Source organism: Goodfellowiella coeruleoviolacea (genome assembly GCF_024171785.1).
Classification (GTDB): domain Bacteria; phylum Actinomycetota; class Actinomycetes; order Mycobacteriales; family Pseudonocardiaceae; genus Goodfellowiella; species Goodfellowiella coeruleoviolacea.
Genome location: NZ_JAMTCK010000029.1, coordinates 15,764 through 38,242 on the forward strand (window position 1 = coordinate 15,764; position 22,479 = coordinate 38,242).

Here is a 22,479-nt window from a genome sequence, read left to right on the forward strand (position 1 = left end):
CGCCCGCCCAGGGGGGCGACCCCAGGTCCAGCCTACCCACCCCCACCCCGAACACCAGCTCCGCTCGCGCGCCTGTGGACAACCCGGCGGCCTGTGCACAACTGCCACACCGTCCGGGTGAACCTCGGCGCGGGGCCGGCCGCCGGCGCTACGCTGTCAGGTTCTGCGGCGGCGGATCTTGTTGCCCAGCCACACCAGCGGGTCGTAGCGGCGGTCGGCGACCCGCTCCTTCATCGGGATCAGCGCGTTGTCGGTGATCTTGATCTGCTCCGGGCAGACCTCGGTGCAGCACTTGGTGATGTTGCAGTAGCCCAGGCCGTGTTCCTGCTGGGCCACCTCGGTGCGGTCGGCGCCGGTGTTCTCCCTGAGGCTGTCCAGCGGGTGCATCTCCAGCTCGGCGATGCGCATCAGGAACCGGGGGCCGGCGAACGCGGGCTTGTTCTCCTCGTGGTCGCGCAGCACGTGGCAGGTGTTCTGGCACAGGAAGCACTCGATGCACTTGCGGAACTCCTGCGACCGGCCCACGTCCACCTGGTGCATCCGGTAGTCGCCGGCCGCGACCCCCTTGGGCGGGCTGAACGCCGGGATCTCCCTGGCCTTCTCGTAGTTGAACGACACGTCGGTGACCAGGTCGCGGATCACCGGGAACGCGCGCATCGGCGTCACCGTGACCACCTCGTCCTCGGCGAACTCCGACATCCGCGTCATGCACATCAGCCGGGGCCGGCCGTTGATCTCGGCCGAGCACGAGCCGCACTTGCCCGCCTTGCAGTTCCACCGCACCGCCAGGTCACCGCACTGGGTGGCCTGCAACCGGTGGATGATGTCCAGCACCACCTCGCCCTCGTTGGCCTCGACGGTGAAGTCGTGCAGGTCGCCTCCGTCGGCGTCGCCCCGCCACACCCGAAAGTGTGCCTGGTAGCCCATGTCAGCTCCGCTCTCCCGGGTGCTCGGTGGCTGACCGCCCTGCCGCGCGCTCGGCGCCGCCGGCCGCCAGCTCCTCGCCGGTCAGGTACTTCTGCAGTTCGGTGAACTCGAACAGGTCGACGAGGTCGGGGCGCATCGGCTCCTGGGGCCGCTCGGCAACCTCGACGCCCGCGCCGTCGGCCGTGCACACCAGGAGCTTGCGCCGCCACCTCGGGTCCATCCGGGGGTAGTCGTCGCGGGTGTGCCCGCCCCGGCTCTCGGTGCGGCGCAGCGCCGAGCGGGCCACGCACTCGCTGACCAGCAGCATGTTGCGCAGGTCCAGCGCCAGGTGCCAGCCGGGGTTGAACTGCCGGTGGCCCTCCACGGCCACGTGCTCGGCCCGCCGTTTCAGCTCGTCGAGCCGGTCCAGCGCCTGGGCCATCTCCGCACCCCGCCGGATGATGCCGACCAGGTCGTTCATCACCTGCTGGAGTTCCAGGTGCAGGGTGTAGGGGTTCTCCTGGTCGGCGGCGGGCCCGGCACCGGCCAGGTTGGCGAACGGGGCCAGCGCGGTCCGCTCGGCCTGGGCCAGCACCTGTTCGGTCACCCGGGGCCGGTCGCGCAGCGCGGTCACGTAGTCGGCGGCGCCCAGCCCGGCGCGGCGGCCGAACACCAGCAGGTCGGACAGGGAGTTGCCGCCCAACCGGTTGGACCCGTGCATGCCGCCGGCCACCTCACCGGCCGCGAACAGGCCGGGCACCCTGGACGCGGCCGTGTCCGGGTCCACCTCCACCCCGCCCATCACGTAGTGGCAGGTGGGCCCCACCTCCATGGGCTCGGCGGTGATGTCCACATCGGCCAGTTCCTTGAACTGGTGGTGCATGGACGGCAGCCGGCGGATGATCTCGTCGGCGGACATCCGGGTGGACACGTCCAGGAACACCCCGCCGTGCTCGGTGCCCCGGCCCGCCTTCACCTCCGCGTTGATCGCCCTGGCCACCTCGTCGCGGGGCAGCAGTTCGGGCGGCCGGCGGTTGTTGTCCGGGTCGGTGTACCAGCGGTCGGCCTCGTCCTCGTTGTCGGCGTACTTGTCCTTGAACACCTCGGGGATGTAGTCGAACATGAACCGCCGGCCCTCGGAGTTGCGCAGCACCCCGCCGTCGCCGCGCACCGACTCGGTGACCAGGATGCCCTTCACGCTCGGCGGCCACACCATGCCGGTGGGGTGGAACTGGACGAACTCCATGTTGATCAGGCTCGCGCCGGCGCGCAGGGCCAGGGCGTGCCCGTCGCCGGTGTACTCCCAGGAGTTCGAGGTGACCTTGAACGACTTGCCGATGCCACCGGTGGCCAGCACCACGGCCGGCGCCTCGAACACCACGAACCGGCCGGACTCGCGCCAGTAGGCGAACGCGCCCGCCACCCGGGGCGGCGTGGCACCCGTGTCCTGCCCGGGTCCGGTCTGCGCGGGTCCGGCCTGCCCGGGTTCGGGGCTGTCCAGCAGCAGTTCGGTCACGGTGCACTCGGCGAACACCCGCAGCCTGGCCTCGTAGTCGCCGTGCTCCCGCCGGTCGGCCTGCTGCAGCGCCACGATCTTCTGCTGCAGGCTGCGGATCAGCTCCAGTCCGGTGCGGTCGCCCACGTGCGCCAGCCTCGGGTACTCGTGGCCGCCGAAGTTGCGCTGGCTGATCCGGCCGTCCCCGGTGCGGTCGAACAGCGCGCCGTAGGTCTCCAGCTCCCACACCCGGTCGGGTGCCTCCTTGGCGTGCAGCTCGGCCATCCGCCAGTTGTTGAGGAACTTGCCGCCGCGCATGGTGTCCCGGAAGTGCACCTGCCAGCTGTCCCTGGAATTCACATTGCCCATGGCCGCGGCGATGCCGCCCTCGGCCATCACCGTGTGCGCCTTGCCGAACAGCGACTTGCACACCACGGCGGTGCGCAGGCCCTGCTCGTGCGCTTCGATGGCGGCCCGCAGACCGGCACCACCGGCACCGATCACCACCACGTCGTAGGAGTGGCGTTCCAGCTCTGTCATGGATGTCCTCGGCAGCGTGGTCCCTGGGGTGGTCCTGGCGTTGTCCTGCACGGGCCGGGTATTGCCCGTCCGGCACGGGCCGTGGCGGTTGCCGGTGTCAGAAGAAGCGCGGGTCGGTGATGGTTCCGCTGGCCACCAGCGCCACGTACAGGTCGGTGAAGGCCACCCAGAACAGCGACAGCCAGGCGTAGCGCATGTGCTTGGCGTTGAGCCGGGACACCAGCGTCCAGGCCCGGTAGCGGATCGGGTGGCGGGAGAAGTGGTTGAGCCGGCCGCCGATCACGTGCCGGCAGGAGTGGCAGGACAGCGAGTACGTCCACAGCAGCAGCGCGTTGACGACCAGCACCACCGTGCCGAGCCCCGCGTGCCCCCAGTTGCCGTGCTCGTCGCGGAAGGCCAGCACGGCGTCGTAGCTGAGCACGATGTTGAACAGCAGGCCGACGTAGAAGAAGTACCGGTGGGCGTTGTTGAGCACCAGCGGGAACCGGGTCTCGCCCGTGTAGCGGCGGTGCGGTTCGGCGACCGCGCAGGCCGGCGGCGACGCCCAGAACGACCGGTAGTAGGCCTTGCGGTAGTAGTAGCAGGTCAACCGGAAGCCGAGCGGGAAGACCAGCACGAGCAGGGCGGGCGACAGGCCCCACCAGTCACCCACCAGGTGCACGTCGCTCGCGCCAGGCACGCAGTTGGTGGCCAGGCACGGCGAGTACATCGGGGACAGGTAGGGCGGCGCGTAGTAGGCCGCGTTGGCGAAGGCGCGGATCGTGGCGTAGACGACGAACGCGAGCAGCGCGGCCACGGTCACGGCGGGTTGGAGCCACCAGCGGTCGGTGCGCAGGGTGCGGGTGCCGGCCCGGCCGGCCACACTGGGTCCTGCGGTCATGATCACCTCGAATGCCGGGTGGATGAACTCGAATACCAGGTGGGCAAGGGGAACCAGGGGCAACCAGGTCGGGGGGTGGTGCGCCCGGCGCTGCGTCGGTGGAGCGCCGTGGCGCGGCGTGGTCGGGTCGGCCGTGGCTGGCCGCCGACCGGGGGTTGCGGCCGGTCGGACAGGTTGTCCGGAACCAGGCCGGCTGTGCGGCCGGAGCTGGCCGGACGTGGTGCCCGGCTGTCCGCCACCGGCGTGGCCGACCGGCGTTCAGTGCGGGCGGGTGCGGCTGCTGGTCCGCGCCGTTTCCGCGCTCAGCCGCTGACGTGGCTGGTCAGCGCCGGTGCGGCTGGTAGCCGCCCACTCCCTCGTCGTCGGCGTCCCGCCACAGCGCCGGGTCGTAGGGCGTGTCCGGCACGACCACCACGTCGTGCTCGACCGCTCGGCGCGGCTGCGGTGTGCTGGGCAGACCGGCGAGTTCCGCGGCGTCGATGTCCAGGCGTTCGACGTCGTTGGCCAGCCGCTGCACCCCGGCCACGTCGCCGTAGCGGGAGCGCAACGCGCCCACGCAGTGCCTGAGCTGGCCGATTGTCCGCTTCAGCTCGGCGAGTTCGGTTCCCGTCGTTGTCGCCATGATCAACTAGCACCTCCCGTCCTTGGCAGGACCGGGTTGCCGACCGCGGTCCCCGTGGTCTCTCCCCCCGAGAGTGCCCGCTTCGGCATTGCTGTGACAACCACCACAGCGAAAGTTCCCCCGGTGATCGCAAACGCGCCAGCCAGCCGAGTGTTCTGGATCGGTTTTGATCCGATCGGGTGTTTCACTTACCGTGTCAGACGTCACGTCTGTCCGTGCGACGCCAGTGCTGTCGTCCGCAGCGGTTCCCTGACAACTGACGGCTCCGGCCGTTATCGCCAAAGCGGAGGCAGTGGATGTCAACGAGCAGCCGGCCGGAGCGCCCCCAGCCGCACCCGGTGTTGACCGAGGTCACCCAGCGGATCATCGAGCGCAGCGCCCGCACCCGCGCCGCCTACCTGGACCGGGTCCGCGCGCAGGCCGCCGACGGCCCGGCCAGGGCGGGGCTCGCCTGCAGCAACCTGGCGCACGGGTTCGCCGCCTGCTCCGGCCCGGACCGGCTGGCGCTGCGCGGCGTGTCCAAGCCGGGCATCGCCATCGTCTCGTCCTACAACGACCTGCTCTCCGCGCACCAGCCGTTGCACGAATACCCCGAGTGGATCAAGCAGTCGGTGCGGGAGGCCGGCGGCGTCGCCCAGTTCGCCGGCGGTGTGCCCGCCATGTGCGACGGCATCACCCAGGGGCGGGCCGGCATGGAGCTGTCCCTGTTCAGCCGCGAGGTGATCGCCATGTCCACCGGCGTGGCCCTGTCGCACGAGATGTTCGACGGCGCGCTGCTGCTCGGGGTGTGCGACAAGATCGTGCCGGGGCTGCTGATCGGGGCCCTGTCCTTCGGCCACCTGCCGACCATCCTGGTCCCGGCCGGCCCGATGGCCTCGGGCCTGCCCAACTCGGAGAAGAGCCGGGTGCGCCAGCTGTTCGCCGAGGGCAAGGCCACCAGGGAGGACCTGCTGGCGGCCGAGTCCGCCTCCTACCACTCGCCGGGCACCTGCACCTTCTACGGCACCGCCAACTCCAACCAGCTGGTGGTCGAGGTGATGGGCCTGCACCTGCCCGGGGCCAGCTTCGTGCAGCCGGGCACGCCACTGCGCCGGGCGCTCACCGAGGAGGCGGGCCGCCGGGTGGTGGCGCTGAACCGGGCCGGCGCCGAGTACACGCCGATCGCCGAGGTCGTCGACGAGCGCGCCGTGGTCAACGGCGTGGTCGCGCTGCTGGCCACCGGCGGCTCCACCAACCTCACCATGCACCTGGTGGCCGTGGCCTCGGCCGCCGGCATCGAGCTGACCTGGGACGACTTCTCCGACCTGTCCAGCGTGGTGCCGCTGCTGGCGACCGTGTACCCGAACGGCAGCGCCGACATCAACCACTTCCACGCCGCCGGCGGCGTGCAGTTCCTGATCGGCGAACTGCTCGACGGCGGCCTGCTCCACCCGGACGTGCGCACCGTGGCCGGTCCCGGCCTGGACCGCTACCGGCGCGAGCCCGTGCTCGACGAGGGCCGGCTGGTGTGGCGCGACGGCCCCCGGCGCAGCCTGGACGAGTCCGTGCTGCGCGGCCTGGACAACCCGTTCGCCAGCGACGGCGGCCTGCGCATGCTGTCCGGCAGCCTGGGCCGCGCCGTGATCAAGGTGTCCGCGGTGCGCCCCGAGCACCGGGTGGTGCAGGCGCCGGCCCGGGTGTTCACCTCGCAGCAGCAGTTCACCGACGCGTTCCGGGCCGGCGAGCTGGACCGGGACGTCGTGGTGGTGGTGCGCAACCAGGGGCCGCGCGCCAACGGCATGCCCGAACTGCACGGCCTGACCCCGGCGCTGGGTGTGCTGATGGACCGGGGCCACCGGGTGGCGCTGGTCACCGACGGCCGGATGTCCGGCGCGTCCGGCAAGATCCCGGCCGCCATCCAGCTCACCCCGGAGGCCGCGGCCGGCGGCCCGCTGGCCAAGGTCCGCGACGGCGACGTGATCCGGCTGGACGCCAACCAGGGCAGCATCGACGTGCTGGTCGAGCCGGCCGAGCTGGCCGCGCGCGAACTCACCGACTTCCCGCCGGACGAGGTGAGCTGGACCGGCACCGGCCGGGAGCTGTTCGCCGCGCTGCGGCGCGCGGTGGGCCCGGCCGACCGGGGTGCCAGCGTGTTCGGACCGCTGGCCCCGTCACACTTCACCGATCCGGTGGACCTGACTGTGTGAGGATCGGACCAACCAGCTGACGTATTCGGCGTAACGCAACGGAGGTGGCCCGGTGCTGACCGGCCCTGATCTGCTCACCCTGTCCCCCGTCATCCCCGTGGTGGTGCTCGACGACGCCGACCAGGCGGTGCCCCTGGCCCAGGCGCTGCTGCGCGGCGGCATCCGGGTGATCGAGCTGACCCTGCGCACCCCCAGCGCGCTGGCCGCGATCGAGCGGGTGGCCGCCGAGGTGCCGGACATCGCGGTGGGCGCCGGCACGGTGGTCAGCGGCGAGCAGGCCGAGCAGGCCGCCAAGGCCGGGGCGTCGTTCCTGGTCACCCCGGGTACCACGGACGCGCTGCTGGACGCGGTGACCGGGGTCGGCCTGCCGTTCCTGGCCGGCGCGGCCACCGTGTCCGAGGCGATGCGGCTGGCCGAGCGGGGGCTGACCGCGCTGAAGTTCTTCCCGGCCGAGGCCGCCGGCGGCGTGGACTACCTCAAGTCGATCGGCGGTCCCCTGCCCGGGCTGCGGTTCTGCCCGACCGGTGGGATCACCGCGGACAGCGCCGCGCGCTACCTCGCGCTGCCCAACGTCGGCTGCGTCGGCGGCTCGTGGCTGACCCCGAAGGACGCGCTGGCCAGCGGCGACTACGCGCGCATCGAGAAGCTGGCGCACGCCGCCGCCCAGCTCGGCTGAGCAGCCCCGCTGGCGGTCGGGCCGGCGCGCCGGCGGCGCGCCCGCCAGGTGCGGGGTCACCGGGTGAGCAGCCCGACCGCCTCGGTGAGCGTGTCGACCACGGGCACCCCGGTGGCCTCCAGCGCCGGCCGGTTCATCACGCCGGTGCTGACCAGCACGCAGGCCGCGCCGACCTGGTCGGCCGCGTGCGCGTCGTCGACCACGTCCCCGATGAGCACCACGTCGCCCGGCTTCAGCCCCTGCTCGGCCAGGTGTTCGGCCAGGTGCTCGGCCTTGGAGCCGCCACCCGTGCTGGCCCGCAGCCCGTCGATCCGGCCGAACAGCTCGGCGATGCCGAACTCGGTGACCAGTGGTACCAGCTCGTGGTGGAACCACATGGACAGCAGCGACTGGGTGCGACCGCCGACCCGCCAGTCCCGGAGCAGGTCGGGCACGCCCTGCGCCAACCGGCAGGTGTGCAGCAGCTTGCGGTACTCGTCGTGGTACAGCGCGTCCAGCCTGGCCCAGTCCGCGGTGCTCAGGGTCCGCCCCAGCAGGCGTTCGTAGCACTGGACGATGGGCCGGCTGAACACCGCCCGCCACTCGTCCAGCGTGATCGGCCCACCCGCGCGGCCGAAGTCCACGCAGACCCGGTTCACCGCGGCGAGCACCGCGTCGTTGTCCGCCAGGAGTGTCCCGTTCCAGTCCCAGACGATGTGCTGGGCGGTCAGCTCAGTCTCACCAGTCACCACGGACGGACTCTAGCTAGCCGCGGCCGGTGTCGATGACGCAGAACCGGTTGCCCTCGGGTGACCAGGCTGGCCGGCCCTGCCGCCACCCCACCCTCGGCACGACGGCCCCGGTCCTGGCGGGGCCGGGACAGGGGCCGTCGGGTGCGGTCGAGCGTCGCGGGGGCGGCTCAGCCCAGCAGGGCGTCGACGAAGGCGGTGGGTTCGAAGGGGGCCAGGTGGTCGGCGCCCTCACCGAGGCCGACCAGCTTGACGGGCACGCCCAGTTCGCGCTGGACCTGGAAGACGATGCCGCCCTTGGCGGTGCCGTCGAGCTTGGTCAGCACGATCCCGGTCACGTCCACCACCTCGGCGAACACCCGGGCCTGGACCAGGCCGTTCTGGCCGGTGGTGGCGTCGAGCACCAGCAGCACCTCGTCCACCTCGGCCTGCTTCTCCACCACGCGCTTGACCTTGCCCAGCTCGTCCATCAGGCCGGTCTTGGTGTGCAGGCGGCCGGCGGTGTCGATGAGCACGGTGTCGACCTTGGTGGTCATGCCGCGCTTGACCGCGTCGAAGGCGACCGAGGCGGGGTCGGCGCCCTCGGGCCCGCGCACCACTTCGGCGCCGACCCGGTTGGCCCAGGTCTCCAGCTGGTCGGCGGCGGCGGCGCGGAACGTGTCGGCCGCGCCGAGCAGCACGTTGCGGCCGTCGGCCACCAGGACCCGGGCCAGCTTGCCGGTGGTGGTGGTCTTGCCCGTGCCGTTCACGCCGACGACCAGCACCACGGCGGGCTTGCCGCCGGTCGCGGGGTCGCCGTGCGGGAGGGCCCGCACCGAGCGCTCCATGCCCGGGTGCAGCGCCTCGACCAGCACCTCGCGCAGCACCGCCCGGGCCTGCTCGGAGGTGCGCACACCCCGGGACACCAGCCGTTCGCGCAGCTTGTCCACGATCTCGGTGGTGGTGGCCGCGCCCAGGTCGGCCATGAGCAGGGTGTCCTCGATGTCAGTCCACGAGTCCTCGTCCAGGTCACCCGCGCCGAGCAGGCCGAGCAGGCCCTGGCCGAAGGTGGACCGGGACCGGGCCAGCCGGCCGCGCAGCCGCTCCAGCCGGCCGGCGGTCGGCTCGATCTCCTCGACCGCGGGTTCGGCGACCGCTGGCTCGACGATCTCGATGCCGGGTGCCTCGGGCTGGGCGGGCACCGGGGCGGCGGGCCGCTCCACCGGGGCCGCCGGTGCGGTCCGCTCCGCCGGCGGCGGCACCACGGGGGGTGCGATGTCCTCGGCGGTGGTGTCCGGGGCGGTGGTGTCGGCGGTGGCGGTGTCAGCGGTGGCGGTGTCCTCGATCGGGCCGATCGACTGCGGTGAGGGTTCCCCGGGGGCGACCGTCTCGCGCAGCGCCGGGTCGGTCGAACTCAGTGGTGCTTCCGGGGCGGGTTCCGCCGGAGCCGCCTCCGGGGTGGCCGGCGCCTCGGGGGGCAGCGGCACGTCCACGAAGCCGCGCCGGAGCGAGTCGCGCGGAACCGCGGCGTCCTCGCCGACGCCGGGTTCACCGTCCGTCTCGGTGCGCTCGCCGGCGGGGTGGGCCGGCGGGGGCACGGTGGTGGTCCCGCCACCCGAGGACAGGCTGATGCCGCCGCCCGCGCGGTAGCCCCCGCCCTTGGGTTGTTGTTGCTGGTCGGTGGGCTTGCGCTCGGTCAGGCTGATCCGCCGCCGGCGGGCGAGCACCAGGCCGGTCACCACGGCGACCGCGAGCACGGCCACGACGGCTACGACGATCCAGATCACGGACGTGGTTGACACACCGTCATCCTCGCATCCACGCCGGACCGGGTCGCGCCAGCCGCCGCCGTAAAGAGAAAACTACCCTCCGTACTTGTTGGTCAATTGTTAACCTAGACACTTGCGCCGACGACTGGCTGTGCAATAGACCACACAGCGTGAACTCCTGTCGGGTTGTCGGCCTGCTGTCCGGAACGTCCATGGACGGCGTTGACGTGGCGGTTGCCGACCTTCGCCTGCGTTCGGACCAGGTCGAACTGGTGCCACTGGGGCACGCCGAACTGGACTACCCGGCCGAACTGCGGGCCGCCCTGGTGGCCGCGCTGCCACCGGCCACGTGCACCGCCGGTGAACTCTGCGCGCTGGACACCCGCACCGGCCAGGCGTTCGCCTCGGCCGCCAGCCACGCCGTGGCCACCCTCGCCGACGGGCACGCCGACCTGGTCGCCTCCCTGGGCCAGACCATCTACCACTGGGTCGAGGACAACCACTGCCTTGGCACCCTGCAACTGGGCCAGCCCGCCTGGATCGCCGAGGCCACCGGCCTGCCCGTGGTCGCCGACCTGCGCGCCCGTGACGTGGCCGCCGGCGGGCACGGCGCGCCGCTGGCCAGCACCCTGGACGCGCTGTGGCTGCGCGAGCTGGCCGAGACCAGCGGGCGGCCCGCGGTCGGGCTGAACATCGGCGGCATCGCCAACATCACCGTGGTCACCCCGGACGGGCCCGCGCTGGCCTACGACACCGGCCCGGGCAACGCCCTGCTGGACGTGGCCGCCGGCCTGGTCTCCGGCGGCGCCCTGCGCCAGGACACCGGCGGCGCGCTCGCCCGGCGCGGCCAGGTCCGCACCGACCTGCTCGACGTGCTGCTGGCCGACGACTACTACCCGGCGCCGCCGCCCAAGTCCACCGGCAAGGAGCACTTCAACGCCGAGTACCTGCGCCGCGCCCTGGGCCGGGTGCCCGAGGTGGCCGACGCCGACCTGCTGGCCACCCTGGTCGAGCTGACCGCGCGCACCATCGCGGCCGAGTGCCGGCGCCACAACGCCGGCCTGGTGGTCGGCTCGGGTGGCGGCATGCGCAACCCGGCGCTGGTGGCGGCACTGGCCGCACGGCTCGGCGCGACCCCGCTGCGCACCAGCGACGAACTGGGGCTGCCCGCCGACGCCAAGGAGGCCTACCTCACCGCGCTGCTGGGCTTTCTGACCTGGGCGGGCGTGCCGGCCAACCAGCCCAGCGCCACCGGCGCGGCCGGCCCGAGGCTGCTCGGCAGCATCACCCCGGGCGCCCGACCGCTGCGGCCCCCGGAACCGACCACATCGTCAGTCACCCGACTCCGAATCGTGACCCCGGACTCCCACACTCCAACCACTCCCCCGGCAACCCGCGACGCAGCAGGAGGACCCAGTGCGAACCGTTGACCTCGGGATCATCGTGGTCTACCTGCTGGCCATGCCGATCATCGGCATGCTGGTGGGCCGAAAACAGCGCTCGGCCAAGGACTACTTCGTGGGCGAGAGCAGCCTGCCCTGGTGGGCGGTGTGCTTCTCGGTGGTGGCCACCGAGACGTCCACGCTGACCGTGATCAGCACGCCCGGCCTGGTGTTCGGCAACGCGCTGCTGTTCCTGCAGCTCGCGCTGGGCTACATCGTCGGCCGGATCATCGCCGCGTTCGTGCTGCTGCCCCAGTACTTCAAGGGCAACCTGGTCAGCGCGTACGAGTTCCTGGGCAAGCGGTTCGGCGGCGCGCTGCAGGGCGTCGCCTCGATCACCTTCGTGATCACCCGGCTGCTGGCCGAGGGCGTGCGGCTGTTCGCCGGCGCCATCCCGATCAAGGTGATCCTCGACCACTACGGCCTGCACACCCAGTACTGGCAGATCGTGCTGATCCTGACCGTGCTCACCCTCGCCTACGCCTACGTGGGCGGCATCCGCGCGGTGGTGTGGGTGGACGTGATCCAGCTGTCCATCTACCTGCTCGGCGCGGTGGCCGCGGTGGTGGTGCTGGCCAGCTCGCTGCCGGACGGCTGGGCGTCGACCGCGGCCGAGGGCGGCCGCTTCGAGCTGTTCAACTTCACCAACAGCATCGTGACCAGCCCGTACATGTTCGTCACCGCGGTGGTCGGCGGCGCGGTGCTGTCCATGGCCTCGCACGGCGCCGACCAGCTGATCGCCCAGCGGCTGCTGGCCACCCGCAGCCTGCGTGACGGCCAGAAGGCGCTGATCGGCAGCGGTCTGGTGGTCTTCGTCCAGTTCTCGCTGTTCCTGCTGGTCGGCGTGATGCTGTGGGTGTACAACGGCGGCAAGTCCGTGGCCGAGCTGGGCATGCAGAGCGCGGACGACGTGTTCCCCACCTTCATCGTGGACGACCTGCCGGTCGGCCTGTCCGGGCTGCTCATCGCCGGTGTGCTGGCCTCCACCATGGGCGCGCTGGCCTCGGCGCTCAACGCGCTGTCCACGTCCACGGTCGCCGACCTCTACCAGCGGTTCACCAAGCGGGCGCTGCCCGACGCCAGCGTGCTGCGGCACGGCCGGATCTGGACGCTGATCTGGGCGGGCGTGTTCGTGGTGTTCGCGTCGATGTTCTCCAGCACCAAGAACTCCGTGATCGAACTGGGGCTGGGCATCACCGGCTACACCTACGGCGCGCTGCTCGGCGCGTTCCTGCTGGGCCTGCTGGTGCGCCGGGCCCGGCAGCTGGACGCGATCATCGCGTTCGTGGTGACCGTGGTGGTGATGGCCACGGTGATCCTGGGCGTGACGTTCACCGGCCCGAACGGCAAGGAACTGCCGCTGGCCTACCCCTGGTACACCCCGCTGGGCGTGGTGGTGACGCTGGTGGTCGGCGGCCTGCTGGCGCTGCGCCACCGCAACCCACCCGAGCCCGAGGTGGAGCAGGCCGTGGAGGCCACGGCCGCCTGAGCCGGCCGACGGCCGGCGCGCTGGCCTCCCCGGGGTTCAGGCGGCCCCGTGGGAGGCCAGCCAGGCGGTGTGGTCCGGGTCGACCAGGTCGGCGTAGCGGGGGTGCCGCAGCAGCCAGCCGGTGATGAACGGACAGCGCGGGCGGGCGCGCCGGCCCCTGGCCCGCACGTCGTCCAGCGCGGCTCTGGCGAGTTCGCCACCGATGCCGACCCCTTCGAACTCGGGGAACACCGTGGTGTGGCGGAACACCACGGTGTGGCCGATCACGCGGTACTCGGCGATGCCCGCCAGCTCGTCGGCGACGTACGCCTCGTAGCGGCCCCGTTCCGGCACGTCTCGAACGACGACCGTGTCCATGGCGATCTCCTCCAACCATGAGGAAGCACTGGCACCGGGTCGTTTCCCAGGATGCCCGCTCACCGGCTGTTCCGCCGGCCAGTCGGGCCAATTCGCCCCGTCCCGGGCGCTCACGCCACGCGGAGTGGATCAGTCGGGCCGGGTTGGCATGATGACCCGATGCGCGGAACTGATGTTCGACACGCGGCCGAGCGGGCCACCGGCTTCCTGACCACCACACTGGACCGGGACTGGTCGGCCCCGATCCCGGGGCTGGACATGTCGGTGGCCGAGGTGGTCGCGCACGTCGGCGACTGCCTGCTCTGGTACCCGTTCGACCTGACCGCCGGCCGCACCGAACTGTCCACTGTGGAGCTGGAGGTCCGGCGGGACAGCGGCCCGGCCGACCTGGTGACCACCCTGGGCGCGCTGGCCCGGGTGCTGGCCTCGGTGGTCGACGGCAGCGCCGAGCAGGCGCGCGGCTTCCACCCGTGGGGCGTGGCCGATCCCGCCGGGTTCGCGGCCATGGCCTGCGACGAGATCCTGGTGCACACCGATGACGCGGCCCGGGGTCTCGGGCTGCGCTTCACCCCGCCGGCCGAACTGGCCGCGGCCGTCCTGCGCCGGTTGTTCCCGTGGGCGCCCCCGGACGGCGACCCGTGGCAGGTGCTGCTGTGGGCCAACGGCCGGATCGACCTGCCGGGCCGGCCACGTCAGGTGAACTGGCGCTGGCACAGCGCGCCACTGTCCGAATGGGACGGAAAGGTCCCCTCGGCACAGTCCTGAGCGACGGCCGGCCCGCCGCGCGTGATCAGCCGCGGGGCACCGCGCGCAGCCGGGCCACCACGGGCAGCCCGAGCAGGGCGAGCAGGCCGGTGAGCACGAAGATCGCGGTCAGCGCGGTGTGGGTGGTGCCGCCGGCCAGGTGCACCTGGGCGATCACCCCGCCGCCCAGGCCGCTGAGCAGCGCGGTGGCCAGGGTCTGCGCCAGTTGCAGTGCCGCGCCCACCGCGCCCTGCTGATCAGCCGGGGCGTGGTTGAGCACCTGCGTGCTGCTGGCGTTGTAGGCCAGCCCCATGCCCACGCCGGCCACGGCCCAGCCGGCCACCGCGACCAGCGCCGGCACCGTGCTGGTGAGCACGGCCCCGGCCATGATCACCACGCCGAGCAGCAGCACGGCCAATCCCGTGGCGGTGTCGGTGACCCGGCCGCCACCGCCCGTCCGGCCGTCCCGCCTGGCCTGCAGCGCCGAGCCGAGCACCCAGGTGATCGCGCCGGCGGACAGGCCGAACCCGGCCAGGGTGGCGTCCAGCCCGCGCAGTTCGGTCAGGCCCAGCGGCAGGAACGCCTCGCTGCCGAAGTACACCGCGCACAGCAGGGCGCGCACCACGATGCCGGCGGGCACGCCCGGCCGGACCAGCAGCGTGCCGGCCGGGGTGACCCGGCGCAGGGCCACGGTCGCGAGCACGCCGCCGACCAGGGCGAGCACCACCACCGCGGGCAGGGCGTCCAGTTCGAACGCGGCCAGCAGCACGGCCGTGCCCAGGGTGAGCAGCACGCTGTGCGCGACCGGCCCCCGCCACCACGGCCGGTCGGGGGCGGGTCGGGCGGCCGGCGCGGTGCCGGCCAGCCGGGCCAGCGCCGGCAGGGTGAGCAGGGCCGCCGCCGCGACCAGCGGGATGAGCAGCACGAACACCCACCGCCACGAGGCGTGCTCGGTGATCAGCCCGGCGATCGGCGGACCGAGCAGGGAGGGCAGGGTCCACGCCGAGGACAGCAGTGCCATGGCTCTGGCCTGCAGACCCGCCGGGTAGGCGCGGCCGATCACGCCGTAGGCCAGGCCCATCACCGCGCCCACGCCCAGTCCCTGCACGGCCCGGCCGCACAGCAGGAACCACCACGAGCCGGCCACCCCGGCCAGCACGCAGCCCACGGCGAACACGACCAGGGCCACGCCCAGCGCGGTGGCCGGGCCGACCCGGTCGGCGCCGCGGCCGGCCACCACCGTGCCGATGATGTTGGCCAGCATCAGCGCGGCCAGGCCCCAGCCGTAGGAGTCGAGTCCGCCCAGGTCACGGGCGATGTCGGGGAGAACCGTGGCCACGCCGAGGGATTCGAACGCGACCAGGCTCACCGACAGGACCACGCCCAGGGTCAGCGCCCGGTACCGGGCCGAGAACACGCCGCCGGCGTCGGCCGCCGACCCGCCACCGGTGTCCACCGGTGTACTGCTCGCTGACATGACAGCGCTCCACCTCCCGCAATTAACGTTCCGATCCGGAACGAAACGATAGTGGAGCGCACTATACTCAGCCCGTGACCTCCTCACCAGCGGCTGTCCGGCGCACCGGCCGTCCCCGGGACGCGCGCATCGACGCCGCCGTGCTGGCGGCCACCGCCGACCTGCTCGAACAGGTCGGCTACGCGGACTTCACCCTGGAGGCGGTGGCCGCGCGGGCCGGCACCACCAAACCGGCGATCCGCCGCCGCTGGCCGTCCCGCCAGCACCTGGTGGTCGACGCCCTGGCCAGCAGCATGGGCACCGCGCCCACCCCGGACACCGGCTGCACCCACTGCGACCTGATCATCGGGATCAACACGCTGACCAGGGCGTTCACCGACACGGTCGCGCGGCGCGTGCTCCCGGCGCTGGTCGCCGACCTGGCCGAGGACGCCCAGCTGGCCGAGTCCTTCCGCGACCGGCTGTTCCACCCGAGGCGGGCCACCACCGCCGAGGCGCTGCGCCGGGGCATCGAGCGCGGCGACATCCGCGCCGACGCCGACATCGACCTGCTGCTGGACCTGCTGGCCGCCACCACCTACTACCGGGTGCTGTTCAACCACCTGCCGGTCACGCCCGACCTGGCCGAACAGGTGGTGCTGGTGGTGCTCGGCGGGGTGGCCACCGACCAGTGGCGCAGCCGACCCGCCCCGCACTGAACCCGGCCCACGGGGGCCGCGGCCGACCCGGGCGGGCGAGTGTGGTCAGCCGGCCGGCTGGGCCTCGGCCGCCGGCGGGGGCGCGGACCGGCGCGCGCCGTCCTGGCCGCGCAGCCGCTGCGAGATCACCGTGGTGATGCCGTCGCCGCGCATGCTCACCCCGTACAGGGCGTCGGCGATCTCCATGGTCGGCTTCTGGTGGGTGATGATGATCAGCTGCGAGGACTCCCGCAGCTGTTCGAGCAGGCCGATCAGCCGGCGCAGGTTGGTGTCGTCCAGCGCCGCCTCGACCTCGTCCATCACGTAGAACGGCGAGGGGCGGGCCCGGAAGATGGCCACCAGCATGGCCACCGCGGTCAGCGACTTCTCGCCACCGGACAGCAGCGACAGCCGCTTGACCTTCTTGCCCGGCGGCCGGGCCTCCACGTCCACGCCGGTGGTGAGCAGGTCGTCCGGCTCGGTCAGCACCAGCCGGCCGTCACCGCCGGGGAACAGGGTGGCGAACACGACCTCGAACTCGCGGGCCACGTCGGCGTAGGCCGAGGCGAAGACCTCCAGGATCTTGTCGTCGACCTCCTTGACCACGGTCAGCAGGTCGCGCCGGGTGTCCTTGAGGTCCTCCAGCTGGGTGGACAGGAACTTGTAGCGCTCCTCCAGCGCGGCGAACTCCTCCAGCGCCAGCGGGTTGACCTTGCCCAGCAGGGACAGGTCCCGCTCGGCCCGCTTGGCGCGGCGCTGCTGGGTGTCCCGGTCGTAGGGCATGGGCTGCGGGGCCATCACCTGTTCGCCGCGCTGCTTGGCCGCCTCGTACTCGGCGATCTCCACCGGGCTGGGCGGCACCGGCACGTCCGGCCCGTACTCGGTGACCAGGTCGGCCAGGCCGATGCCGAACTCCTCGGCGATCCTGGTCTCCAGCTGCTCGATGCGCAGCCGCTGCTCGGCGCGCAGCACCTCGTCCCGGTGCACCGCGTCGGTCAGCTTCTCCAGCTCGGTGCTCAGCTCCCGCACCCGCTGGCGCACCTGGGTGAGCGCGGCGTCCAGCTCGGTGCGCAGCCGCTGGGCCGCGTCCCGGTCGCGCTCGGCGCGCAGCAGCGAGGTGGCGATGCGCTCCATGGCGGTCTGCCCGGCGGCCACCACCGCGTTGGCCACGGCCGCGCCCCGCGCCCGCGCCGCCCTGGCCTTCTCCGCGCGTTCCCTGGCCTCGCGCTCGGCGCGGGCGGCCCGGCGCAGCTGGTCGGCGCGGCCGTGCAGGGCGCGGGCCCGCTCCTCGGCGGTGCGCAGCGCCAGCCGGGCGTCCATCTCCTGCTGGCGGGCGGCGGCCAGGCGGTTGCCGGCCTCGTCGCGCTCGCGGGTGTCGGGTTCGTCGTCCACCTGCTCGGACTGGGCGGCGGCCAGCCGCTGCTCCAGCTCGGCCAGGGTGGCCAGGCCGTCCTGGCGGGCCTGCTCGACCTTGGCGCGCTGCGCGCTGACCCGGTCGACCTCGGCCGCGGCCGACTTCGCGGCCTGGCGCAGCCGGGTGATCCGCTCCGACGAGCGGGCCCGGCGCACCTTGGCGTCGTTGAGCGCCTCCTTGAGTTCGCCCACCTCGGCGCGGCGGGCCTGCTGCTCGGCGCGGGCGCCGGCCAGCGCCGCCGTGGCGTGCTGCAACTGCCGTTCGGCCTCGGCCAGCCGGTCCTGGGCCTCGTCCACCGCGGCCTGGACCTCGATCACGCTCTGGCTGCGACCGGAGCCACCCACCGCCCAGTCCGCGCCGAACACGTCACCGCCGGTGGTGACCGCCCGCACCGACGGGTGCGCGGCCACCAGCTGCCTGGCCTGGTCCAGGTCGACGACCACGGCCACCCGGTGCAGCGCCCGGCACACCGCGGGCCGCAGCGCCTCGGGCGCGCGCACCAGGTCCACCGCCCAGCGCGCCCCCTCCGGCAGCGCCGGCCAGTCCACTGTGGACTCGGCCGGGGCGCCGGGGTCGTCGCCGATGAGCACGCCGGCGCGGCCGGCGTCGGACTCGCGCAGCAGTTCCAGCGCGGCCAGCGCGTCCGCGCCGCCGGCCACCGCCACCGCGTCGGCCACCGGTCCGAGGGCCGCGGCCAGCGCCACCTCCGCGCCCGGTGCCACGCTGAGCAGCGCGGCCACCGACCCGAGCAGGCCGGGCAGCCGGTCGCCGGCGGCCAGCAGCGCGCCGGCGCCGTCCTTGCGGGTCAGCCCCAGCGACAGCGCGTCCACCCTGGCCTTCCAGGACGCGATCTCCCGCTCGGCCGCGCGCTCGGCGCGGACCAGCTCCTCCACGCGTTCCTTGGCCGCGGTGTTGGCGGCCACCGCCTGCTGGTGGCGTTCGTCCAGGCTGGCGTCGCCCTCGTCCTCGGTGCCCACCTCGGCCTGGGCCTCGGCCAGTTCCCGCTCGGCCTGCTCGGCCCGCTCGGCCGCCTCGGCCAGGGCCACCGACAGCCGCTCGATCTCCTCGGCGGTGGCGTTCGTCTTGCTGCGCAGCGCCTCCACCTGGCCGGACAGCCGGGCCAGGCCCTCACGCCGGTCGGCGATGGCGCGCACCGCGGCCAGGTGCTCGCGTTCGGCGGCGGAGACCAGCTGCTCCAGTTCGGTGCGCACCTCCAGGGCCTCGGCCAGGCTGACCCTGGCCTCGGTGACCCCCTCCTGGAGTTCGGCCTCCAGCTCGGCGGCCCGCTCGGCCTCGGCCTCCAGCTCCTCCGGGTCGCGGCCGCCCCTCGGCTTGTCCCCCTCGGCGGACAGGTGCCTGGCCCGCTCCACGGCCAGCCGGACCGTGCCGGACAGCCGTTCCTCCAGCGCGGACAGCCGGTACCAGGTCTCCTGCGCCGCGGCCAGCCTGGGTTCGGCCGCCGCGATCTGCTCCTCCAGGTCGTTCTGCTGGGCCTGGGCGACCTGCAGCGCCTGCTCGACCTCGGTGCGCCTGGCCCTGGCCGCGGCCTCGTCCTGCTCGTCGCGGGCCAGCGCGTCGCGCTGGCTGACCAGGTCGTCGGCGAGCAGCCGCAGCCGGGCGTCGCGCAGCTCGGCCTGCACGGCCTGGGCCTTGCGGGCGATCTCGGCCTGCTTGCCCAGCGGCTTGAGCTGGCGGCGCAGCTCGCCGGTGAGGTCGGTGAGCCGGGTCAGGTTGGCCTGCATCGCGTCCAGCTTGCGCAGCGCCTTTTCCTTGCGCTTGCGGTGCTTGAGCACGCCGGCCGCCTCCTCGATGAAGGCGCGGCGCTCCTCGGGCTTGGACTCCAGGATCGAGGACAGCTGGCCCTGGCCGACGATCACGTGCATCTCGCGGCCGATGCCCGAGTCGGACAGCAGCTCCTGGATGTCCATCAGCCGGCAGGAGTTGCCGTTGATCTCGTACTCGTTGGCGCCCTCGCGGAACATCCGCCGGGTGATCGACACCTCGGTGTAGTCGATGGGCAGGGCGCCGTCGGAGTTGTCGATGGTCAGCGTGACCTCGGCGCGGCCGAGCGGGGCGCGGCCGGCGGTGCCGGCGAAGATGACGTCCTCCATCTTGCCGCCGCGCAGGCTCTTGGCGCCCTGCTCGCCCATCACCCACTGGAGCGCGTCCAGCACGTTGGACTTGCCCGACCCGTTCGGGCCGACCACACAGGTGATGCCGGGTTCGAAGCGCAGCGTGGTGGCCGAGGCAAAGGACTTGAAGCCCTTCAGCGTCAGGCTCTTGAGGTGCACGGTGCGCTGGCCTTCCCACTACCGATCACGGCTGGCTGTCCGGCCGAGAGTACCCGCGCCCACCGACACCCCGCCGCAGGCGTGGCCCGCCACCACCCGGCTGACCAGGCTCGCGATCAGTCCCCGTCGGCGAAGTCGCCGAGATGCGGACCCGCCCCGCGGCCGATCTCGCTGCGGTCGGGCTCGTGCTCCGCCCCGACCTCGCGCCAGCCGCGCCCCACGTTCTCCGCCCTTCGTCTCGCTGCTCCGGGGAGAGCCCCGAACTCGCCGCCGAGATCACAAGCGGGTGCGCGCGTCCGCCGGTCTGGCACGGTTTCGCCCGATCGAGCGATCGCAGGGGCGCTGCGCGGCCGGCTGGCGGTCAGGGGTTCACGACGTGGCGGCCGCACCGGCGAACCATTGACGATCACGGTGGGGCTGACGAGAGTGTGGCCATGCCATCACGCTCCGCGCCACGGCACATGGTGACCGCGGCCGCCACCGCCGCGCTGTGTGCCAGTTCCCTGGCCTGGCTGCCCGCGGCCAGTGCCGCGCCGGCCCACGCCGACCAGCACCGCCAGCAGGCGTTCGCCAGCGCCGCCACCGAGTTCGGCGTGCCCGAGGACCTGCTGCTCGCGGTGTCCTACCTGGAGTCCCGCTGGGACGCCAACGCGGGCACACCCAGCCGGGCCGCCGGGTTCGGCCCGATGCACCTCACCGACCTGGCCGCGGCCAACCCCGATGCCGGCACCGAACACCACCAGCACGGCGTCGACCCGCGCGGCGACGACGCCCGGCCGGCGGTGCACCCGGACACCGCACCCCCGGCCGGCCAGGACACGCCCGGCCTGCACACCGTTGCCCTGGCCGCCCAGCTGACCGGGGTGGACGCGGCCGCGCTGCGCGCCGACGCCACCCAGAACATCCGCGGCGGCGCCGCGCTGCTCGCCCACTACCAGCGGGAACTCGGCGCGGCCGGCAGCGACGACCCGGCCGCCTGGTACGGGGCGGTCGCCCGCTACGCCGGGGCGACCACGGCCGAGGCCGCCGCCGACTTCGCCGACGAGGTGTTCACCACCCTCGGCCAGGGCGCCGACCGGGTCACCGACGACGGCCAGCGCGTGCGGCTGGCCGCGCACCCGGTGCGGCCGGACACCGGCCAGCTCGACCGGCTCGGCCTGCCCGGCGGTGAGCGCGCCGGCGTGGAGTGCCCGCCGGACGTGCCCTGCGACTGGGTGCCCGCGCCCTACCAGCAGCTGCCCAACAACGGCTACGGCAACCACGACCTGGCCGACCGGCCCAACGACCTGCCCGTCGACTACATCGTCATCCACGACACCGAGGGCTACTGGGACACGGCGATGAAGCTGGTCCAGGACCCGACCTACTCCAGCTGGCACTACACGATCCGGTCCCAGGACGGCCAGATCGCCCAGCACGTGGCCACCAAGGACGTCACGTGGCACGCGGGCAACTGGTTCGTCAACGCCCGCTCGATCGGCGTCGAGCACGAGGGCTTCGCCGCCGCGGGCACCTGGTACACCGAGACGATGTACCGCAACTCGGCCAAGCTGGTGCGCTACCTGGCCGACCGGTACGGCATCCCGCTGGACCGCGCGCACATCCTGGGCCACGACACCGTGCCCGGCCCGACCGCGCAGACCGTGGCCGGCATGCACTGGGATCCGGGGCCCTACTGGGACTGGGCGCACTACTTCGACCTGCTGGGCGCGCCGATCACCGGCAACCCGACGGACACCCGGGCCGGTATCGCGGTGATCAACCCGAACTACGCCACCAACCAGCCGGCGTTCACCGGGTGCGACACGGCCGCGCCGGCCAACCCCTGCCCGGCCCGCGGCTCGGCCGAGGTGGTGCTGCGCACCGAGCCGCGCGCGGACGCGCCGCTGCTGACCGACGTGGGCCTGCACCCGGACGGCAAGCCCAGCACCATGGCCGTGTCCGACATCGGCAGCCGGGCCTCGGCCGGGCAGCGGTACGCGGTCGCCGAGGTCCGGGGTGACTGGACGGCCGTCTGGTACCTGGGGCAGAAGGGCTGGTTCCACAACCCGGCCAGCGCGCCGACCGCCACCTGGGCCAGGGGGTGGGTGGTCACCCCGCGCCACGGCCTGACCAGCGTCCCGGTGTACGGGCGGGCCTACCCGGAGGCCGAGGCCTACCCGCAGGGCGTGCCGGTGCAGAGCGTGGTGCCGTTGCAGTACTCGATGTCCCAGGGCCAGCGCTACAGCGTCGGCGAGCAGTCGGTGGACTCCGAGTACCTGTGGGCGACCACCTTCGACCAGGCCGGGCACGTGGTGGTGCGCGGCCAGACCAAGTACGTCCAGATCCAGTTCGGGCACCGGGTGGCCTACGTCAAGGCCGACGACGTGACCCTGCTGCCGTCGCCGATCCGCGGCTGAGCCGCCCGCCGGGGCGGGCTGGCCGGTCAGCGCTCGACAAAGCCGGTCAGCCCGCCCTTGGCCGGGGCCCACTGGTCCACCACGGTGTCCACCCGGCCGGGGCCCTCGGCGGAGCGCAGCGCCGCCAGCAGCCGCCGGCAGTTCTCCGGCGGGCCCTCGGCCACCACCTCCACCCGGCCGTCGGCCAGGTTGCGGGCACTGCCCACCAGACCGAGGGCGAGCGCCTGACTGCGGGTCCACCACCGGAACCCGACACCCTGGACCCGGCCGTGCACCCAGGCGGTGAGCCGGGTGGGCCGCTCGTCGGACGTTGTTTCGTCAGCCACGGAGGGCATGGTGGCGCAGTCGGCGGCAGCCGGCTCCGGCACCCCACCGGCATCACCCGGTAGTGGTACGGTGCCCGCCCGT

General features: G+C 73.3%; 17 protein-coding genes. 7 read left to right on the top strand and 10 right to left on the bottom strand.

What is annotated here, in order from left to right; translation table 11 throughout:
* Positions 1–156: 156 nt before the first annotated feature.
* From LX83_RS36420 to LX83_RS36435, 4 genes are all read right to left on the bottom strand, one after another.
* On the bottom strand, positions 157–927 hold the full coding sequence (locus LX83_RS36420) for a succinate dehydrogenase/fumarate reductase iron-sulfur subunit (protein WP_253780412.1): 771 nt from the start codon (positions 925–927) through the stop codon (positions 157–159).
* A 1-nt stretch (position 928) separates the two neighbouring features.
* Entirely contained in the window at positions 929–2,941 is a 2,013-nt protein-coding gene (locus LX83_RS36425) for a fumarate reductase/succinate dehydrogenase flavoprotein subunit (protein WP_253780415.1), read from the bottom strand.
* A 97-nt stretch (positions 2,942–3,038) separates the two neighbouring features.
* On the bottom strand, positions 3,039–3,821 hold the full coding sequence (locus LX83_RS36430; RefSeq protein ID WP_253780418.1) for a hypothetical protein: 783 nt from the start codon (positions 3,819–3,821) through the stop codon (positions 3,039–3,041).
* Between the two features lie 322 nt (positions 3,822–4,143).
* Positions 4,144–4,443, bottom strand: a complete 300-nt coding sequence (locus LX83_RS36435; RefSeq protein ID WP_253780421.1) for a hypothetical protein — start codon at positions 4,441–4,443, stop codon at positions 4,144–4,146.
* 296 nt (positions 4,444–4,739) lie between these two features.
* On the opposite strand from LX83_RS36435, the gene edd reads away from it, so the two are divergent.
* Entirely contained in the window at positions 4,740–6,629 is a 1,890-nt protein-coding gene (gene edd / locus LX83_RS36440; protein ID WP_253780423.1) for a phosphogluconate dehydratase, read from the top strand.
* Positions 6,630–6,681: 52 nt separating this feature from the next.
* Positions 6,682–7,305, top strand: a complete 624-nt coding sequence (eda, locus tag LX83_RS36445) for a bifunctional 4-hydroxy-2-oxoglutarate aldolase/2-dehydro-3-deoxy-phosphogluconate aldolase (RefSeq protein WP_253780426.1) — start codon at positions 6,682–6,684, stop codon at positions 7,303–7,305.
* 56 nt (positions 7,306–7,361) lie between these two features.
* Here eda and LX83_RS36450 read toward each other — a convergent pair whose 3' ends face one another.
* Positions 7,362–8,033: an HAD family hydrolase gene (locus LX83_RS36450; RefSeq protein WP_253780428.1), complete on the bottom strand. Its 672-nt coding sequence runs from the start codon at positions 8,031–8,033 to the stop codon at positions 7,362–7,364.
* A 170-nt stretch (positions 8,034–8,203) separates the two neighbouring features.
* Positions 8,204–9,814, bottom strand: coding sequence for a signal recognition particle-docking protein FtsY (gene ftsY / locus LX83_RS36455; protein WP_253780431.1), 1,611 nt, complete (start codon positions 9,812–9,814; stop codon positions 8,204–8,206).
* Between the two features lie 179 nt (positions 9,815–9,993).
* Between ftsY and LX83_RS36460 the strand changes: the two genes are divergently transcribed.
* Positions 9,994–11,211: an anhydro-N-acetylmuramic acid kinase gene (locus LX83_RS36460; RefSeq protein ID WP_253780492.1), complete on the top strand. Its 1,218-nt coding sequence runs from the start codon at positions 9,994–9,996 to the stop codon at positions 11,209–11,211.
* The gene (locus tag LX83_RS36465; RefSeq protein WP_253780434.1) at positions 11,198–12,712 is read left to right on the top strand and encodes a sodium:solute symporter; all 1,515 of its coding nucleotides are present in this window, start codon (positions 11,198–11,200) and stop codon (positions 12,710–12,712) included. Before LX83_RS36460 ends, LX83_RS36465 begins: the two co-directional genes overlap by 14 nt.
* 36 nt (positions 12,713–12,748) lie before the next feature.
* Here LX83_RS36465 and LX83_RS36470 read toward each other — a convergent pair whose 3' ends face one another.
* Positions 12,749–13,069, bottom strand: coding sequence for a GNAT family N-acetyltransferase (locus tag LX83_RS36470; RefSeq protein ID WP_253780437.1), 321 nt, complete (start codon positions 13,067–13,069; stop codon positions 12,749–12,751).
* Between the two features lie 159 nt (positions 13,070–13,228).
* On the opposite strand from LX83_RS36470, the gene LX83_RS36475 reads away from it, so the two are divergent.
* Positions 13,229–13,834: a maleylpyruvate isomerase N-terminal domain-containing protein gene (locus tag LX83_RS36475; RefSeq protein ID WP_253780440.1), complete on the top strand. Its 606-nt coding sequence runs from the start codon at positions 13,229–13,231 to the stop codon at positions 13,832–13,834.
* Between the two features lie 25 nt (positions 13,835–13,859).
* Here LX83_RS36475 and LX83_RS36480 read toward each other — a convergent pair whose 3' ends face one another.
* Complete coding sequence (locus LX83_RS36480) at positions 13,860–15,290, bottom strand: MFS transporter (protein WP_253780443.1); 1,431 nt, start codon at positions 15,288–15,290, stop codon at positions 13,860–13,862.
* Positions 15,291–15,364: 74 nt separating this feature from the next.
* Between LX83_RS36480 and LX83_RS36485 the strand changes: the two genes are divergently transcribed.
* Complete coding sequence (locus LX83_RS36485; protein ID WP_253780446.1) at positions 15,365–15,988, top strand: TetR/AcrR family transcriptional regulator; 624 nt, start codon at positions 15,365–15,367, stop codon at positions 15,986–15,988.
* 45 nt (positions 15,989–16,033) lie between these two features.
* Here LX83_RS36485 and smc read toward each other — a convergent pair whose 3' ends face one another.
* Positions 16,034–19,672 (bottom strand): chromosome segregation protein SMC, encoded by a 3,639-nt coding sequence (gene smc, locus LX83_RS36490; protein WP_253780449.1) that lies wholly within the window; start codon positions 19,670–19,672, stop codon positions 16,034–16,036.
* Between the two features lie 434 nt (positions 19,673–20,106).
* On the opposite strand from smc, the gene LX83_RS36495 reads away from it, so the two are divergent.
* On the top strand, positions 20,107–22,071 hold the full coding sequence (locus tag LX83_RS36495; RefSeq protein WP_253780451.1) for a peptidoglycan recognition protein family protein: 1,965 nt from the start codon (positions 20,107–20,109) through the stop codon (positions 22,069–22,071).
* Between the two features lie 26 nt (positions 22,072–22,097).
* On the opposite strand, the gene LX83_RS36500 is transcribed toward LX83_RS36495, so the two are convergent.
* A complete protein-coding gene (locus LX83_RS36500) occupies positions 22,098–22,406 on the bottom strand; it encodes an acylphosphatase (protein ID WP_253780495.1) in 309 nt (102 codons plus the stop codon).
* Positions 22,407–22,479: the final 73 nt, after the last annotated feature.

Bases quoted from the DNA above. Each gene is read 5' to 3' on its own strand.
- LX83_RS36420 (WP_253780412.1), bottom strand. From the start codon at position 927: ATGGGCTACCAGGCACACTTTCGGGTGTGGCGGGGCGACGCCGACGGA.
- LX83_RS36425 (WP_253780415.1), bottom strand. From the start codon at position 2,941: ATGACAGAGCTGGAACGCCACTCCTACGACGTGGTGGTGATCGGTGCC.
- LX83_RS36430 (WP_253780418.1), bottom strand. From the start codon at position 3,821: ATGACCGCAGGACCCAGTGTGGCCGGCCGGGCCGGCACCCGCACCCTG.
- LX83_RS36435 (WP_253780421.1), bottom strand. From the start codon at position 4,443: ATGGCGACAACGACGGGAACCGAACTCGCCGAGCTGAAGCGGACAATC.
- edd (WP_253780423.1), top strand. From the start codon at position 4,740: ATGTCAACGAGCAGCCGGCCGGAGCGCCCCCAGCCGCACCCGGTGTTG.
- LX83_RS36460 (WP_253780492.1), top strand. From the start codon at position 9,994: ATGGACGGCGTTGACGTGGCGGTTGCCGACCTTCGCCTGCGTTCGGAC.
- LX83_RS36470 (WP_253780437.1), bottom strand. From the start codon at position 13,069: ATGGACACGGTCGTCGTTCGAGACGTGCCGGAACGGGGCCGCTACGAG.
- LX83_RS36475 (WP_253780440.1), top strand. From the start codon at position 13,229: ATGCGCGGAACTGATGTTCGACACGCGGCCGAGCGGGCCACCGGCTTC.
- LX83_RS36480 (WP_253780443.1), bottom strand. From the start codon at position 15,290: ATGTCAGCGAGCAGTACACCGGTGGACACCGGTGGCGGGTCGGCGGCC.
- LX83_RS36495 (WP_253780451.1), top strand. From the start codon at position 20,107: ATGCCATCACGCTCCGCGCCACGGCACATGGTGACCGCGGCCGCCACC.
- LX83_RS36500 (WP_253780495.1), bottom strand. From the start codon at position 22,406: ATGCCCTCCGTGGCTGACGAAACAACGTCCGACGAGCGGCCCACCCGG.